Annotated in this window: 11 protein-coding genes; 8 read left to right on the forward strand and 3 right to left on the reverse strand. The window is 33.5% G+C overall.

Features of this window, described 5'->3' with window-relative positions; all coding sequences use genetic code 11:
* The first annotated feature begins 209 nt into the window (after positions 1-209).
* From QLQ95_RS10770 to QLQ95_RS10780, 3 genes are all read left to right on the forward strand, one after another.
* On the forward strand, positions 210-809 hold the full coding sequence (locus QLQ95_RS10770; protein WP_095928088.1) for a DNA-3-methyladenine glycosylase family protein: 600 nt from the start codon (positions 210-212) through the stop codon (positions 807-809).
* A gap of 111 nt (positions 810-920) precedes the next feature.
* Complete coding sequence (locus QLQ95_RS10775; RefSeq protein ID WP_095928087.1) at positions 921-1,451, forward strand: inorganic diphosphatase; 531 nt, start codon at positions 921-923, stop codon at positions 1,449-1,451.
* A gap of 113 nt (positions 1,452-1,564) precedes the next feature.
* Positions 1,565-4,084: a sodium-translocating pyrophosphatase gene (locus tag QLQ95_RS10780; protein WP_320493415.1), complete on the forward strand. Its 2,520-nt coding sequence runs from the start codon at positions 1,565-1,567 to the stop codon at positions 4,082-4,084.
* A gap of 706 nt (positions 4,085-4,790) precedes the next feature.
* Here QLQ95_RS10780 and QLQ95_RS10785 read toward each other — a convergent pair.
* Entirely contained in the window at positions 4,791-5,405 is a 615-nt protein-coding gene (locus tag QLQ95_RS10785) for a deoxynucleoside kinase (protein ID WP_095928085.1), read from the reverse strand.
* Positions 5,405-6,220, reverse strand: coding sequence for a hypothetical protein (locus QLQ95_RS10790; protein WP_482503770.1), 816 nt, complete (start codon positions 6,218-6,220; stop codon positions 5,405-5,407). Before QLQ95_RS10790 ends, QLQ95_RS10785 begins: the two co-directional genes overlap by 1 nt.
* A gap of 213 nt (positions 6,221-6,433) precedes the next feature.
* Between QLQ95_RS10790 and QLQ95_RS10795 the strand changes: the two genes are divergently transcribed.
* The 3 genes from QLQ95_RS10795 to QLQ95_RS10805 all read left to right on the forward strand — a co-directional run bounded on the left by QLQ95_RS10795 (position 6,434) and on the right by QLQ95_RS10805 (position 12,443).
* On the forward strand, positions 6,434-7,321 hold the full coding sequence (locus tag QLQ95_RS10795; protein WP_428237994.1) for a GLPGLI family protein: 888 nt from the start codon (positions 6,434-6,436) through the stop codon (positions 7,319-7,321).
* 77 nt (positions 7,322-7,398) lie between these two features.
* Positions 7,399-10,086, forward strand: coding sequence for a carboxypeptidase-like regulatory domain-containing protein (locus QLQ95_RS10800; protein ID WP_482503772.1), 2,688 nt, complete (start codon positions 7,399-7,401; stop codon positions 10,084-10,086).
* A gap of 92 nt (positions 10,087-10,178) precedes the next feature.
* Positions 10,179-12,443, forward strand: coding sequence for a hypothetical protein (locus QLQ95_RS10805; RefSeq protein WP_482503774.1), 2,265 nt, complete (start codon positions 10,179-10,181; stop codon positions 12,441-12,443).
* Positions 12,444-12,525: 82 nt separating this feature from the next.
* Here QLQ95_RS10805 and metK read toward each other — a convergent pair whose 3' ends face one another.
* The gene (gene metK, locus QLQ95_RS10810; RefSeq protein ID WP_035645622.1) at positions 12,526-13,776 is read right to left on the reverse strand and encodes a methionine adenosyltransferase; all 1,251 of its coding nucleotides are present in this window, start codon (positions 13,774-13,776) and stop codon (positions 12,526-12,528) included.
* A gap of 551 nt (positions 13,777-14,327) precedes the next feature.
* Between metK and QLQ95_RS10815 the strand changes: the two genes are divergently transcribed.
* Both QLQ95_RS10815 and QLQ95_RS10820 read left to right on the forward strand, forming a co-directional pair.
* The gene (locus tag QLQ95_RS10815; RefSeq protein ID WP_482503775.1) at positions 14,328-17,174 is read left to right on the forward strand and encodes a TonB-dependent receptor plug domain-containing protein; all 2,847 of its coding nucleotides are present in this window, start codon (positions 14,328-14,330) and stop codon (positions 17,172-17,174) included.
* 339 nt (positions 17,175-17,513) lie between these two features.
* Positions 17,514-17,690, forward strand: a complete 177-nt coding sequence (locus QLQ95_RS10820; protein WP_482503777.1) for a hypothetical protein — start codon at positions 17,514-17,516, stop codon at positions 17,688-17,690.
* The last annotated feature ends 65 nt before the right edge of the window (positions 17,691-17,755 follow it).

The raw sequence follows: 17,755 nt of genomic DNA on the forward strand, positions 1-17,755 counted from the left end.
GCGACTTTTTTTGTGTTTTTAATACTTTTTCTCACGCAGATTCTGCGGATTTGAGCAGATAAACACAGATTAAATATATTTAAGATTGGAAAAATAGAATTTGCTTAAATCTGCAGAATCTGCGTGAAAAAAAAACTTAGCGCCTTTGCGTCTTTGCGAGAACTAGTTTCATTTTTCTTATTTTTGATTTACTTTCAAAACCCAAAACCATGCAAGAAGCAATTGATTTTCTTTCATCTAAAAATCCAATATTTCTTGAAATCATAGAAAAATACGGATTGCCTCCAATTCCAAAACGTCCTCCAGGTTTTGAAACTTTGGTTTTGCTTATACTCGAACAGCAGGTTTCTATTGATTCGGCGAAAGCCACTTTTTTAAAAATAAAAGCTTACAAAACTTGCGACCCTGAAAACATGGCCGTTTTGTCTGATGAAGAATTTAGAAATCTAGGAGTAAGCCGTCAGAAAACAAAATATATCAAAATCTTAGCGGAAGCAGTTTTAAACAAAGAATTAGATATTGAAAGTTTGGCTTTGAAATCTGCAAAACAAGTTCGCGAAGAACTCATTAAATTAAAAGGAATTGGAAACTGGACTATCGATATTTATTTAATGTTTTGTCTGGAAGAGCCCGATTTGATTCCGCTTGGCGATATTGCAGTAATCAATACCATCAAAGAATTACTTAATATTCATGATAAACAAGAAATGGAAATTCATGCAGAACAATGGAGTCCATATCGATCTTATGCGACTTATTTACTTTGGCATTATTACCTAAAAAAAAGAAATCGAACGATTAGTTATTAAATGCTTGTATTTTAAACTCTAATGCAGATAATTTAACCTTGTTTTTTATTGTAGAACTAGATTCTTTAGTTATTTTTGCAACCGAAATTATAGAAATAATAAAAAACGAAAATGACCGCAGACAAATTAACGACTTTCGATGTATTAATCGAAATACCAAGAGGAAGCAGAAATAAATATGAGTACGATTTTGAAATCAAAAGAATGCGTTTTGACAGAATGTTATTCTCTTCAATGATGTACCCAGCAGATTACGGATTTATTCCAGAAACTTTAGCTTTAGATGGTGATCCTCTTGACGTATTAGTTTTGGTAAACGAACCAACTTTCCCTGGATGTGTTATGGAAGTTAAGCCAATCGGTGTATTCCACATGGCAGATGATAAAGGACCAGACGAAAAAATTATTTGTGTACCAGTTTCAGATCCAATTTGGAATTCATTAACAGATTTATCAGATATTAATCCTCACTTAGTAAAAGAAATCGAGCACTTTTTCCAAGTTTACAAAGATCTTGAAAACAAAAAAGTAGATGTAGAAGGATGGGGAGACGTAAAAGAAGCTTACGAGATTATCGCTGAGTGTACAAAACGTTTTGATGACATTGAAAATAAACCGGCTGGATTATTTAGTATTAAATAATTTTAACCGCATTCTAATATAAAAAAAGCAATACTACCGTCAGGAGTATTGCTTTTTTGTTTAAATTCGTTTTAGTTAGATTGTTGACTATTAACCAAAACCATTAAAATATTATGAATGCATTTATGATTTACCTGCCCATTATAATGGCAGTTTTAGGATTACTTTTCATGGGAATAAAAAGGACTTGGGTTTTAAAACAAGACGCTGGAGACGGTAAGATGAAAGAGATTTCAGATTACATCTACGAAGGAGCCTTAGCCTTTCTAAAAGCCGAATATAAATTATTAACAATCTTTGTAATTATCGCCAGTTTAGCTTTGGCAGGAATTACTTTTATTCCAGGAGTAAAAACACATTTATTAATCGTAATAGCATTTATTTTTGGTGCTTTATTTTCGGCTTATGCTGGAAATATCGGAATGAAAATAGCAACTAAAACAAACGTTAGAACTACTCAAGCGGCTCGTACAAGTTTGCCACAGGCTTTAAAAGTTTCTTTTGGCGGTGGAACTGTCATGGGGCTTGGCGTTGCTGGTTTAGCCGTTTTAGGTTTAACATCCTTTTTTATTATTTTCTTTCATTTATTCTCTGATGGTGTTTGGAAAGATACAGATACCATGACAGTTGTCTTGGAAACTTTAGCAGGATTTTCATTAGGAGCAGAATCAATTGCTTTGTTTGCTCGTGTTGGAGGTGGAATCTATACTAAAGCAGCCGATGTTGGAGCAGATTTAGTTGGTAAAGTAGAAGCGGGAATTCCAGAAGATGATCCTCGTAATCCTGCTACAATTGCAGATAACGTAGGAGATAACGTAGGAGACGTTGCAGGTATGGGAGCTGATTTGTTTGGGTCTTATGTAGCAACAGTTCTTGCAGCAATGGTACTAGGAAATTATGTTATAAAAGATATGGGCGGAAGTATTAATGATGCTTTCGGCGGAATCGGCCCAATTTTGCTTCCAATGGCAATTGCCGGTTTTGGGATTATATTTTCCATTATAGGAACACTTTTAGTGAAAATTTCAGATGATAATGCCAAAGAAGCACAAGTTCAAAAAGCTTTAAATGTAGGAAACTGGGTTTCGATTGTTTTAACAGCTGTAGCTTGTTTCTTTTTAGTACAGCACATGCTTCCGGAAACGATGCAGATGAGTTTCTTTGGAGAAGGATCAAAAGCGATTTCGTCAATGCGTGTTTTCTACGCTACATTGGTCGGATTAGTTGTTGGTGGAGCTATTTCATCAGTAACAGAATATTATACAGGATTAGGAACAAAACCAGTTTTGGCAATTGTTCAAAAATCATCTACGGGAGCAGGAACAAACGTAATTGCTGGTTTGGCAACAGGTATGATTTCGACTTTCCCAACGGTATTATTGTTTGCTGTTGCAATTTGGATCTCCTATGCTTTAGCAGGATTTTATGGAGTAGCTTTGGCGGCTTCAGCCATGATGGCGACAACTGCTATGCAATTAGCAATTGATGCTTTCGGACCTATCTCTGATAATGCTGGAGGAATTGCTGAAATGAGCGAATTGCCAAAAGAAGTTCGTACCAGAACCGATATTTTAGACTCAGTTGGAAATACAACAGCAGCGACAGGAAAAGGATTTGCTATTGCTTCTGCAGCCTTAACTTCATTAGCATTATTTGCAGCCTATGTAACTTTTACAGGAATTGACGGAATCAATATTTTTAAAGCTCCAGTTTTGGCGATGTTATTTGTCGGCGGAATGATACCAGTAGTTTTCTCTGCTTTAGCAATGAATTCTGTTGGAAAAGCGGCAATGGATATGGTGTACGAAGTTCGTCGCCAGTTCAAAGAAATTCCTGGAATTATGGAAGGAACGGGAAAACCAGAATATGGAAAATGTGTTGAGATTTCTACAAAAGCTGCTTTACGAGAAATGATGCTTCCAGGGATTTTAACGATTGGTTTCCCAATTTTAATTGTTCTTTTAGGAAAATTAGTTTACTCAGACAACAATCAGTTAATTGCTGAAATGTTAGGAGGATATATGGCTGGAGTTACGGTTTCTGGAGTACTTTGGGCAGTTTTTCAAAACAATGCGGGAGGCGCCTGGGATAATGCTAAAAAATCTTTTGAAGCAGGAGTAATGATCAACGGAGAAATGACTTATAAAGGTTCTGATGCGCATAAAGCTGCCGTAACAGGAGATACAGTTGGAGATCCGTTTAAAGACACTTCTGGACCTTCAATGAATATCTTAATTAAATTAACTTGTTTGATTGGATTGGTAATTGCTCCAATTTTAGGAGAAGGTCACGCGCCATCAGATATTGCTACAAAAGCTTCTTGCTGTGCCAAAACAGAAATGCATGCAGGAATTTCTAAATGTGGAGATATGTCTGGAATGACAAAAGAAGAATGTATTAAAATGTGTAAAGAAAAAGGTTGTTCTGAAGAAGAAACAGCTAAATGTTTAGCTCATTTTGATGCGAAAGGAAAATACTCTCATACCGAAAGCCAATCAGTTCGTGTTGAGGTTAAAAATATTAACGGAAAAACTACTGGAACTGTTACTAAAACAGAAAATGGTAAAACAACAACCGAAGTTTTTGAAGGAACTGAAGAAGAAGTTCTGGCAAAAGTTGAAGCTGCGAAATAATAATCTACCTGAGAGGTTTTAAACCTGCCAGGATAATCAAATTAAAAGTCTCTTGAATTATTCGAGAGACTTTTCCTTTTAACAAAGTTTTGCAATCAGGTTTTATTCTATGTGTTAAAAATATAGGTCTCCGTTAAAAAGTTTTTTTTTGAAATCTTTAGAAAACTCTTTTTTATAAAGCACATTGTGATTAGTAACAGCCCTGTTTTTTGGAATTCCAGAAACAGTTAGAAGTATAATCCAGATTGCTAATGAAGCTATTGAGAGAACTATAGTCAGAACAAAATTTATGGTTGCAACTGTCCAATTTGACTTATCTGTAGATTTTGGATTGCTGGAAAAAATGTACCATTGATAGCAAAAATTTGTAAATAAAAGCAACGGTAAAATAGGGTACAGATTATCGAGTTTTCTGTCAATCATTAAAGCGCCGATAATGAATATTATAATATTTAGAAAGAGACCCCTCGAGATGATTTTTATTATAAGCATAATCTTTTTAAAATATAAAGATCGCAATTTTAATTGCTTAAAGTAGTATTTTGTTTGTTAAATTTAAAAAAAACTTATATTCTTTCTAATGCAAGATTTTATATTATAAACCAATAACTTATATGGTAATTCTGAAAGTTGAAAAATAAAAAATGCCTCTAAATATTATTTAGAGGCATTTTTTTATTTCGTGTTAATCTGTGTAATTCGTGTTCTAAAACAATCCGTTCAATTCAGCATCAATTCTATTAATGATATCACCCAAATCTTCAGGATTATCAACAAAATTGATATTATCAACATCAATAATCAAGAGTTTTCCTTTAGTGTAAGTCTGGATCCAAGCTTCATATCTTTCGTTCAAACGACTTAAATAATCTATCGAAATAGAGTTTTCATATTCGCGTCCGCGTTTATGAATTTGTCCCACTAGATTCGGAATAGAACTTCTTAAATAAATCAATAAATCTGGAGCTTTAACCAGAGATTCCATTAATTCAAACAACGACGTATAATTTTCAAAATCACGACTCGTCATTAATCCCATTGCATATAAGTTGGGAGCAAAGATGTGAGCATCTTCATAAATCGTTCTATCCTGAATGATTCTTTTTCCGCTTTCGCGAATTTGCTGCACTTGACGGAAACGGCTATTTAGGAAATAAATCTGAAGATTAAATGACCAGCGCTCCATTTGATGGTAGAAATCATCCAAGTACGGATTATCAACTACATCTTCATAATGAGGTTCCCATTTGAAGTGTTTCGCCAATAATTTGGTCAGAGTGGTTTTTCCTGCGCCTATGTTTCCTGCTATTGCTATGTGCATTACGGTGTTACGATTTTATAATTTGATATATCTGTAGCTGTAAAAATAGATAAAATTTGGTCTTTGTAATAAAAATTGTCAAAGGTTTTTTCTAAAATTTTAATCTCAGAAATTACCTCTGGATTCGACTTATTAATACCTTTAAAGTACAGTAAACGATTCTTACTGAAAAGATATTGTGAAGGACTAATTATAACAATTTTATCAAAATCCCCTATTGGGCCTAATGAAGTGATTTTTCCAAAAATATCACAAGAATAACCGTTGTTTTTTTTATCAATCCAATAGAAGGTATTAAAATCGGTTTGATAATATTGAATTGGTTCAGTCAACGGAATTGAAATCGTTTTGTATTCATTTTTTAAATAATCAAAAAGTCCAATTTGCTGATTTAAAGTATTATAAATCCATAACTGGTTTTGCGTTGACATTCCGATGGCACTTACTACAATTGGCGTTGCATTTTGCGAAAAGTTAATTTCGGTCATTTTATTCAATTGATTGTCTAATAAAACGACACTGTTGAAATCTTCATAAAACAAAACAATTTTTAACGGATTTTGAAGATCGACTTTTGTTATTTTTCCCAAAGAAACATTTTTATATTCGAAGATTTCTTTTCCTTTAATTTTGCTAAAAACGTTGTTCGTAATCTGATAGGAATATCCAAACGAATCGTATCCTAAAAATTCATCAGCAGTGTTTTTATACTGCGAAATTAAAGTTGGATTTATGCTCAGATCCTGAGCTGAAAGCGCATGAAAAGTGCAGAAAAGAAATACGGAAAATAAAATTTTTTGCACGTTTCTATACATTAGAAAATTAATTTACAAGAGCACCAAATTACAAAAAACTCTCCTTAAAATTTCAATTTGGAGTCTTAAACCTTTTTTTAATCTAATAGTCTAAAAAATAAGCGGTTCTATCTATGCCTTAATGCCGTTTATATATTTAGTTTTTTGAATTTTAAAATAAGTAATACATTTGAATGTAAGCTTTATCGGATTTACTCACTTAAAGAAAATGAAATGAAAAAGATATTTTTTTATATGACTTTACTGCTTGTTTCTGCACAAATTCAAGCGCAAAAAGATTTTCAGGGAATGGCTGTTTATGAGTCAAAAACACAGGCTCCAAAATTTGAAGGCATGCGCGGGAATAGAGATATTACCCCAGAAATGCAGAAAAACATGGAAGAGCGTATGAAAAAGATGCTCGAAAAAACATTCGTTTTAAATTTCGATAAAGCAGCATCGATTTACAAAGAAGAAGAAAAACTAGAAGCGCCAGGTCAGCAGCAAGGCGGTTTTCGCATGATGTTTGGTTCGCTTACAGGTGGAGGCGGTACTTTTTACAAAGATGTAAAAACAAAAACGTATACGGTTGATAAAGAATTTATGGGTAAAGAATTTCTTGTGATTGATTCGCTGCCAAAATTAGACTGGAAACTGGAACAAGAAACCAAGCAAATTGGAGGCTACAATTGTTATAAAGCAACAGCAGTAAAGCAAGCCAGTAAAACCGATTTTAGAAACTTCAGACCTAAAAAGGATGAAGATAAAAAAGAGGAGGCTAAAAAGACTTCGGGAGATACCAAAACGAATTTTGCTGATAACTTCGAAATTCCAAAAGAAATTGTAGTAACAGCTTGGTATACAGCTGAAATCCCTATAAATCAAGGGCCAGAAAATTACTGGGGACTTCCAGGTTTAATTTTAGAAATTAACGACGGAACCACTACAATTTTGTGTTCGAAGATCGTTTTGAATGCTAAAGAGAAAGTGGAAATAAAACCTTCTAAAAAAGGAAAAGTAATTTCTCAGAAAGAATACGATGAAACGGTAATTAAAAAAATGGAAGAATTTAGGGAGATGAACCGCGGTCGTGCGGGCGGACCTCCTCCAATGGGAAGATAAAATTTATAAAACTCAAAATCTCAAATTGCTTCGCCTGTTCGCTATCGCTCGGGGTCCAAACTTCCAATATTCTTATCATGAATAAGACACTTTTTTTATTTGCCTTACTTTTTACTTCTTTTTCTTTTGCTCAAAGTATCCGTTTTGATGGTTTGATTCAAGACGAGCAGAAAAATCCGTTGGAAATGGCCAATATCATGGCGATTAACAATGGCACCAAAGCAATGGATTCATACGGAATAACCAATGATAAAGGAAAGTTCCAGCTTACTTTAAAACCGAATACAGCTTACACCATTAAATTAAGTTATTTGGGAATGAAATCTAAGGAAATTGCTGTAGTTACAAAGGCTGAGAACATGACTCAAAATATTGTAATGGATGGTGCTGGAATCGAATTGGAAGGTGTAGAAATTGTTCGAGAAATGCCTGTTTCTATAAAAGGCGATACAATTGTTTACAATGCAGATTCTTTTAAATCGGGAACAGAAAAAAAGCTCGAAGATGTTCTGAAGAAATTGCCCGGAGTTGAGGTAAATGCCGATGGTGAAATCGAAGTTGAAGGAAAAAAAGTCAGTAAATTGATGGTGGAAGGAAAAGATTTTTTTGACGGAGATACCAAATTAGGCGTTAAAAATATTCCGGCCGACGCTATTGATAAGGTTCAGGTTTTAAGAAATTACAATGAAGTAAGCGCACTTAAAGGTCTAGAAAACGATCAAGATAATGTGGCAATGAATATCAAATTAAAAGAAGGAAAAAAGAACTTTTGGTTTGGAGATGTGACTGCTGGAATTGGAGTTGCAGAATTGGATAGTCGCTATATTATTAATCCGAAATTATTCTATTACAGTCCAAAATACAGTATTAATTTAATCACCAATTTTAATAATATTGGAGAATTACCACTTACTGCACAAGATTATTTTAAGTTTACGGGCGGATTTAAAAATATGATGAAAAAGGGGGGAAGCAATTTTAATGTTTCTTCAAATGATTTAGGAATTTCATTGCTTCGAAATAATCGCGCTAAAGAAATCGAAACCAAATTTGGAGCAACAAACTTCGCTTATTCTGTAAATAAAGCTTGGAATATAAGCGGTTTTGGAATTCTTTCTTCTTCAAAAACAGATTTAGAAACCAAATCTCAAACTACGATTTTAGATTCTGGAGATCAGCAGAAACGGGATGAATTGACGCATCAAAAGAATAATTTGGGACTTTTTAAACTGAGTTCGACTTACAAACCAAATGATAAATTTCAGTTTGATTATGATATCCTGACCAAATTATCAAAACAGAATGAAGATACAGACTTGCTTCGTGAATCGGTTGTTGATAATGTTTCGGCAGTTGAAACTATTTTAACTCAAAAGAAACAAGATCCAACTTCTATCAATCAAAATCTGAGTTTGTATTATACGCAAAGCAGTAAAAATATTTTTGCTTTTGAAATGCAACATTTATATCAAGACGAAAATCCGTTTTACAATGCCAATTTAAGAACACAGCCTTTTGATTTATCAGGATATATTACGGGACAAAATCGAAACGACTTAAATCAAGATCGTTTTGTAAAAACCAATAAATTGGATACCAAATTGGATTACTATTATATGGTAACGCCAAAAAGTAACATCAATATTACGGTAGGAAATACATATTCGTATCAGAATTTCAATTCTCATATTTTTCAAATTTTAGATAATGGGGATAAAAATGATTTGAATGATGCCGAAAATAACAATGATGTTGATTACAGTTTTAATGATGCTTTTTTAGGTTTTCATTATAAAATTCTAACAGGAAAATTTACATTAACGCCTGGAGTGAGTTTGCATACGTATCAAATGACAAATGGGCAATTGGGAACCGATTATTCTCAGAATTTCGTAAAGCTCCTTCCTGATTTCTTTGCCTTATATCAAATCAAAAAATCGGAAACGCTTACCTATAATTTCTCTTTGACAAACGATTTTACCGATATTAATCAATTGGCTTCGGGTTATGTTCTGTCAGATTACAGCAGTTTGTTTCGCGGAAATCGTTTCTTAGAAAATGCGACTTCACAAGTGCATTCGCTTCGATATTTTAAATATAATATGTTCAATTTTGAGAATATTTTTGCCAATGCAACCTATACCAGAAAAGTGGACGCCATTAAAACAAAAGCCAATTTTGACGGAATTAATCAGTCTTCTGTTCCTTACAATTCCAATTTGGCCGATGAAACTCTTACAGGAATGGGAAATTACGGGCGTTCGTTTTTAAAAAATTATAAAGCTTCTGTGAATGCTAGTTTTAATTGGTCGAAATTCAATAATATTCAAAATGACCAATTGTCAACCACAGAAAGTTTCAGTCAAAGTTATACCGTCAAAGCTTCAACAAATTATAAAAATCTTCCAAATATAGAATTTGGTTATAATCTTTTGGTTAACAAATACAGTGGTTCAACTTTTTACACCGACAAGCCATTTGCAAGATTAGATTATTATTTCTTGGATAGTTTTTCTTTTGTTTCGGAATACGAATTCTATCATTATTATAATGGAGATAAAACGGTCGATAATGAATATGATTTCTTAAGCGCGAGTTTGGTTTATCAAAAAAAGAATAGCAAATGGGAATATAAAGTTTCAGCAACCAACCTGTTAAACACTACTTATCTTAACGACGACAGCTTCTCTCAGTTCTCTACACGAGTTTCTCAATACACAGTTCAGCCGCGTTACATCATATTTTCGATGAAATACAATTTGTAGTATTTTTGGTGCTAATATTGTGGTTTTTGTGATTTGTTTAATGAAGAATCAAATATCTTTGCGATATAGTATTAACGACAAAAAACGTAATCATGCGCAATTTTATTTGGAGTGTATCGCTCCTGTTTGCTGGAATTTCTATCTCTTTCTCTCAAACAAATGGCATCGAAAAAGGAACTTATTTATCTACAAATAAAGGAGGAAAGATTAAGTTAAATTTATTAGAGGATAATAAATACGAATTGGTTTTTTATTCGGGAGGTTACGAGATTAAAGGCGATTCGCTAGTTTTTTTAAAAAGCACTGAAAATAAAACAAATAGATTTGATCTTGCTTTTGCTAAAGATAAAAAGGCAAAAAAAGTTAAGATTAAATTCTTGAATCCATCGTATTATTCTTTTTATATTGGAACCCAAAAAGGTATAGAATCGGTGCAATATGTGAGACTTTCTGATATAAAAACGAAAGTAGATCCTGATTATATCAAAACAGATTTAGATTTTGAAATTGAGAAAACCGACTTCCTTTATTTGGTTTACGAAGATTACGACGGAAAAAGCGATGTGAGTAAATATGCATTGCCAAAAGATGTTTCGGAAGTGACGATCAATTATGATATGGCAGTTTTAAGCGATTTAAATCTTATTGGATCTTTTGATAAAAGAACAAAAGAATTGAAAATTTCTGATCAATACGGAAAAGATCCTTTGGTTTTTATAAATGAAAAAGAAGAGAAACCTGCTAAAGCTCCAACAGTTGTTCCGATAGAAAATCAAACCATAAAAAATTGGACGTATCCAGGAAAAGAAAATACTTTAATAAACGATGATTTTGGCTCTGGAGTAGCTGTGGATAGTGCAGCTGTAATAGTTGATGACGCTGCGGTTGATGCTACAATTCCTCCACCAGCCTATACGAAATATGATTTTAAGTTAAAAGTTGAAAACAATCTAAAAAAGGCAATAGAATCTACAAAAACGGCAAATAATAAGTTTTTGGTTGTTGTAGTTGACCATAAAGATAAGACTGCAAAAGAAAATTTTGATGCTTTTGTAAAAGAGCAGGAAACTCAGACCGGATATAATATGTACGATTCTTATAATGCCCTATATGATATCTACAATTATTATTTGGCTGGAGCCGATGATAAAAAATGGCTTAAAAACAATAAAATTGCAAGCGACCAAAGTGTAATTATTTTAAATGGAAATGGTGATCTGCTTGCTGCTGCAAAATCAGATTTAACTACGCAACAATATCAATTTAGTTATTATGGAGATTTCTATAGAAAACTTCAGAGAGCAAATGCATTTCTTTCTGTCGATAAAGTTTTAAAGAACAAAAAAGCTTCAGACTCAGATTTAATTGCAGCTTTTAATAAGGCAGCCTTATTAGAAACATCTTATGATTATGATTCAGATTATACGGTAAACGATCCTAATTCGACTGAATTTGTAATTGCAAAAACGGCTTTAAACCAAAAAGAGGTGGCTCAAACTTGGAAAAAGTTGATTGAAGCGCATCAAAAAGATAAAGTTGCCAATATGTATTTGGTAGAAACGATTATTAAAGAAATCAAAAACCAAGGATTTACAAAACAGCTTTTTAGTACAGATAGAATTCTAAATGTTACCGATTTCTTAGCAATCGATTATTTGCTAAATCACTCAGAAGATATTGAACGTAATCGCGCAGATTTTAATAGCAAACAAGGAGAACTTCATACGATTGGAAATGTGGTTTCTGAAGTTTCAGATGCATTGCAGCAAAACCTATATCTTGCTCAAGATGGAGTTTCTGGAGAGATGAATAAAGAAAAGATCAATTCTATTTATAAAAAGATTATCGCATCTGGAAAAGGGAATTTCGATTCGTACAGAAACTATTTTTATTATTTAGGCCAGCTTGAAGATCAAGACGGTTCAAACACAACTTATTTAAAAGAGTTCAACACTTATTTTGATAATACTTTGGCAGGAGCAAGTCCGATTGAAAAATTAGATGCAATCTTTTCGGGATTAGATTCTAGTTCAAGCTATTCTTATGATGGATGGAATTCATTCAAACTTTACCATTCAGACATCTGTAACAATGCGGCATGGACAGTTGTATTAAAGCCACAAAATTCAAACTTTATTAAAGATGCTATTAAATGGTCTGAATATAGTTTGGTGATCTCTAAAAACAATCCGTATTATTTAGATACTTTGGCGCAGTTGTATTATAAAGATGGACAGAAAGATAAAGCTATCGAAACGCAAGTTTTAGCAGTAAAGTTTATCACTAGTGATATTGATGGAGAGACTGCAAATCAAATGAAAGAAGTTTTAACTAAAATGAGCAACGGAACTTACTAGTTTTAGGAATAATAGAATTAAAAAGAAAAAGGCTGTCTAAAATTTTAGACAGCCTTTTTTTGTATGTAATATTTAGATTGAATTACAATCCAAATGCAGCTTTTACTTGGTCAACAAAATCAAGTTTTTCCCATGTAAACAACTCAACAGTAACCGTTTTTTCATTTCCACCTGGAGCAGAGAAAGTTTTAGTTACAGTTTCTGGTTTACGTCCCATGTGTCCGTAAGCAGCAGTTTCGCTATAAATAGGGTTTCTTAATTTTAAACGTTGCTCGATAAAGTAAGGACGCATATCGAAGATAGCTTCTACTTTTTTAGCGATTTCACCGTTAGTTAAGTTTACTTTAGAAGTTCCGTAAGTTTCAATGAAAATTCCCATTGGTTCAGCAACTCCAATTGCGTAAGAAACCTGAACTAAGATTTCGTCAGCAACACCAGCAGCAACTAAGTTTTTAGCGATATGACGAGTTGCATAAGCAGCACTTCTATCAACTTTACTTGGATCTTTTCCAGAGAACGCACCACCACCGTGAGCACCTTTTCCACCGTAAGTATCAACAATGATCTTTCTTCCTGTTAAACCAGTATCTCCGTGAGGTCCTCCAATAACGAATTTTCCTGTTGGGTTAATATGGTAGTTGATTTTATCGTTAAATAAGTGAGCGTGCTCTGGGTTTTTAGCGATAATTCTTGGAATCAAGATTTCGATAATGTCTTTTTTGATTTTAGCCAACATTGTAGCTTCTTCATCAAAATCATCGTGTTGAGTTGAAATTACAATCGCATCAATACGAGTTGGTTTGTTATCGTCGCTATATTCTAAAGTTACTTGAGATTTAGCATCTGGACGTAAATACGTGATTTCTTTGTTTTCACGTCTTAAAATAGCTAACTCTTGTAATAATTTATGAGATAAATCTAATGCCAATGGCATGAAGTTTTCAGTTTCGTTTGTTGCGTAACCAAACATCATTCCTTGGTCACCTGCACCTTGCTCTTCTGGCTTAGCTCTGTCAACACCTTGGTTAATATCTGCAGATTGCTCATGAATAGCTGAAAGAATTCCACAAGAATTCGCTTCAAACATATACTCACTTTTAGTATATCCAATTTTACGGATTACTTCGCGAGCGATTTGCTGAACATCAAGATAAGTATTCGACTTTACTTCACCTGCTAAAATAACCTGACCTGTAGTAACTAAAGTTTCACATGCTACTTTAGAATCAGCATCAAATGCCAAAAAGTTATCGATTAATGCATCCGAAATTTGATCTGCAACTTTGTCTGGATGCCCTTCACTAACAGATTCTGACGTAAATAAATAAGCCATAATAATGTAATAATAAAATATTAGTTTTTAAAAATTTAAGCAGGGAAAGTAATTGCTAAAAAGGGCTAAAGGAGAGTTTCTGCTTTAGCATTTTTTACTACTGAAATGAATCTTTCAGCATTCATAATGAAATCATTTCATTATGAAGAGGTTGCAATCAGTTCAAATTTTTCCTCTGTTTCGGGTGCAAAGGTATGAAACCATTTTGATTTGCAAATTAAAGTTCAACTTTTTTTATTTTTTCTAGCAGAAATTTAACAATAACATACTATTTTGATAGGGTAATAGAAAATAATTTGTTTTTTGTTTGGTCGATTAAAAAATAGTTTGCAACTTTGCCCCGTTAAAACAAAAGAAACAAATGAAATTTACAGTTTGCAATATGATGTCTTGTAAGATGCCGGAGTTATCCGCAGAGACACTATTGTAATTATTTTTCAATAAAATATAAATAGAACCTCTGCCGAAACGCAGAGGTTTTTTTTATGCCAAAAATAAACCTGTAAGATTTTTTTTAAGCCAAAAACAATAATTAATCAGTAAAAGAAGAAATGAAGAAAAATGTACTAATCGTTTTAGGTCTTGTGACTTTTTCAGGACTTTATGCTCAGGACAATAAAAAAGAGCAGGATAGTTTAAAAAACAACGAACTGTCTGAAGTTACTATTATTGGATCAAGAAGTAAAAACAGAGTTAAAACAGATGTGCCGGTTCCGGTTGATGTTTTTAACGTATCAGAAATAACAAAAGGAGCACCGCAAACGAGCGTAACTCAAATTTTAAATTATGTTGCGCCGTCGTTTACGAGTAACCCCACATCTACAGCAGATGCAACAGACCACGTTGACCCTGCGCAATTAAGAGGATTAGGACCCGATCAGGTTTTAATTTTAGTAAACGGAAAAAGAAGGCATACAAGTGCTTTAGTAAACATAAACGGATCGCCAGGAAGAGGATCTGTAGGAACAGACTTAAATGCAATTCCGTCTTTTGCCATAGAAAGAATAGAAGTTTTACGAGATGGAGCTGCCGCACAATATGGTTCTGATGCGATTGCGGGAGTTATTAATATTGTTCTAAAGAAAAACGCTAATTATTTGACAGGAGGAATTCAGTATGGAGCCAATTTGTCTTCGGGATCAAATAATTTTGAAGGAGGAGCAGACGGTCAAACTGCCCAAATCGATTTAAACTACGGAACTTCATTGGGTAAACCAGGAAGTTTCTTAAATGTTACAGGAACTGCGGTGACGAGACAAGCAACTAGTAGAGCAGGAATAAGAAGTAATGGAATTTTTAATGCTTACAATGCCGTTGAAAATAGAGCGGCGCAAAATGGAGTAGAAATCAACTCTTTGTTTAGCAATATTAATACGACTGCAAACTCGGCTCAGATTTTGTCTTCTTTAAAACAATATGCGCCGCAAGTAGGTTATTTTACAACAGCACAACAAAATGCTATTGCATCTGCAACAACAATTGCGCAAATGCAGACGGCTTTAAATTTTGACGTAACTAATAATGAATTGGCTTACAGAGGCCAGCAGAGAAGTGATTATAATATGAGTGTTGGGCAGTCAGAATTGGCTGCAGGACAATTGTATTTTAATGCTAAATATCCTTTGAGCGAAACCACTTCTTTATATTCTTTTGGAGGGGTTTCTTATAGAGGAGGTAAATCGTATGCGTTCAATAGATTGCCAAATGGTTCTGGTACTTTCACGCAAGTGTATCAAAACGGATTCTTGCCAGAAATTGAATCAAAAATTTTAGATGCTTCAGCAGCAGTTGGTGTAAATACACAATTATTTGGGTTTGATACCGATTTAAGCACCAACTTAGGAACAAACTCTTTTAATTATGATGTGAATAATTCCATCAACGCAACTTTAGGAACCAATTCTCCTTTTAGTTTTGATGCCGGAAAAGTTTCGTTTTTACAAAGTACGACCAATTTGGATTTTAGTAAAAAACTAGATGTTCTTTCGGGGTTGAACGTTGCTTTTGGAGGTGAATTCAGATATGAAAATTACCAAATTAAAGCAGGAGAAGAAGCTTCTTACGGATTGTATGATGTAAACGGAAATTTAGTTTCAGGAATCTTGCCAAGCAATTCGCCATTGATTGTAACTGACTTCTTCGGAAACAAACGTGGAGCAGGAGCGCAAGGATTTTCAGGATTTCAGCCTTCTGATGCTAAAGAAAAAGACAGAAAAAGTGGTGCCGCTTATATTGATTTAGAATTGAATGCCACTGAAAAATGGCTTATAAATGGAGCTGCGCGTTATGAAAACTATTCAGATTTTGGAAATACAGTTACATTCAAACTAGCTTCTCTTTTAAAATTAAATGATAATATCAATTGGAGAATTTCTGGACAAACGGGTTTTAGAGCGCCTTCTTTGCAGCAAAGATATTTTGAGTCAAGCTCTACTCAGTTTATCAACGGCTCTCCATACCAAGTGGGTTATTTTACCAACGATTCACAAGCAGCAAAAAGTATTGGAATTGAAAGTTTAAAACCAGAAAAATCAAAAAGCATCAGTACAGGATTTACATTCAAAATTCCTGAAGCTAACATAACCATTGCAACTGATGCTTATTTTACAAGAATCAACGACAGAATTGTACTGTCTGGACAATATTCTAGACCTACAGATGCACAAATCGGTGCTGCAACTTCGCCAGAACAGGCAGAGGCGTTGACTTTGTTTCAGCAAGCATTTGATTTGAAGGGTGTAGAAAGAGCTTCTTTCTGGACAAACGGAATCGATTCTGAAACAAAAGGAATTGATTTGGTAATTTCTCAGAAATACGATGTAATTCAAGATTTTGTCATTAAAAATGATTTTGCATTTAGTTTCAACGAAACCAAAAGAGTAGGAGATCTGCATATTCCGCAATCAATAGTGAATGCAGGAGGAGAACCTTACATTTATTCTTTCTTCCCAGAATCAAGCCGAGTGTATTTGGAAGAAGCAATTCCGAAAGTAAAAGCCAACTTAATGACAACATTCAGCATTAAAAAACTAGATATTTATTTAAGAAATAGCTATTTCGGAAAAGTTACAGATCCAGGAGCAACAGATGTTAATTTAGACGGATTTTCTTCTGTGTACGAACATCCAGAATACAGCGCAAAATTGGTGACCGATTTGTCTTTAGGATATCAGATCAACGAGCATTTAAGAGCTACAATTGGAGTGAATAATATAGGAGATGTTTATCCGGACAGAAATAATCCTGCAACTCCTGCCTTTACAAATACAACTCCAACTTTGTCGCCAGCGCCAAGTACAGATTTGACAAATGCGAATCAGTTTGCTTATTCAAGAGCAGTTTCTCAATTCGGATTAAACGGAAGATTTGGTTTTGCCCGCTTAAGCTTTAAATTTTAATTAAAATAGGCTCTTTCAGGCCTTTATTTAAAAGGCTTGAAAGAGATTTTTTAAAAAAAAAGTATAAAATTTCAATTTTAATTTGGTCGTTAAAAAAATACTTATTACATTTACTCTATCGAATTAGTCGAATTTAAAAAATAGTCAAATTCAAATTTTAAATCAAAATGAAAACAATAGCAAAAAGAAATATGATGTGTTGTGAGATGATGCAAATGTGCATCCCAATTTGCTGTTGCCAAAAGTGAAAGAGACAATCTTTGTTATAGTTAAACTATAAGCCCTTTTGGTCGCCATCCGAAAGGGCTTTTTTATTTCCAAAATTTTAAATTTTAAATCATGAATACACTAGATATAAATACAATCGCATTTCAATACTTATTAAGAAATAATAATTCGGAAGAAGTATCAACTGAAACTCCAAAATATGATCCTGCACAGCAGATAAAAATGCAGAAATCATTACTGTTTCATCTATATGATCTTGAAGAAGAAGCTGAAGATATTTTGGCTTAAATCAATTTCAGATTCAATGGCAACTTCTAAAAGCGATTTCAATTGCAATATCAATATTAATATCA

The sequence above is a fragment of the Flavobacterium sp. B330r genome, assembly GCF_056824325.1.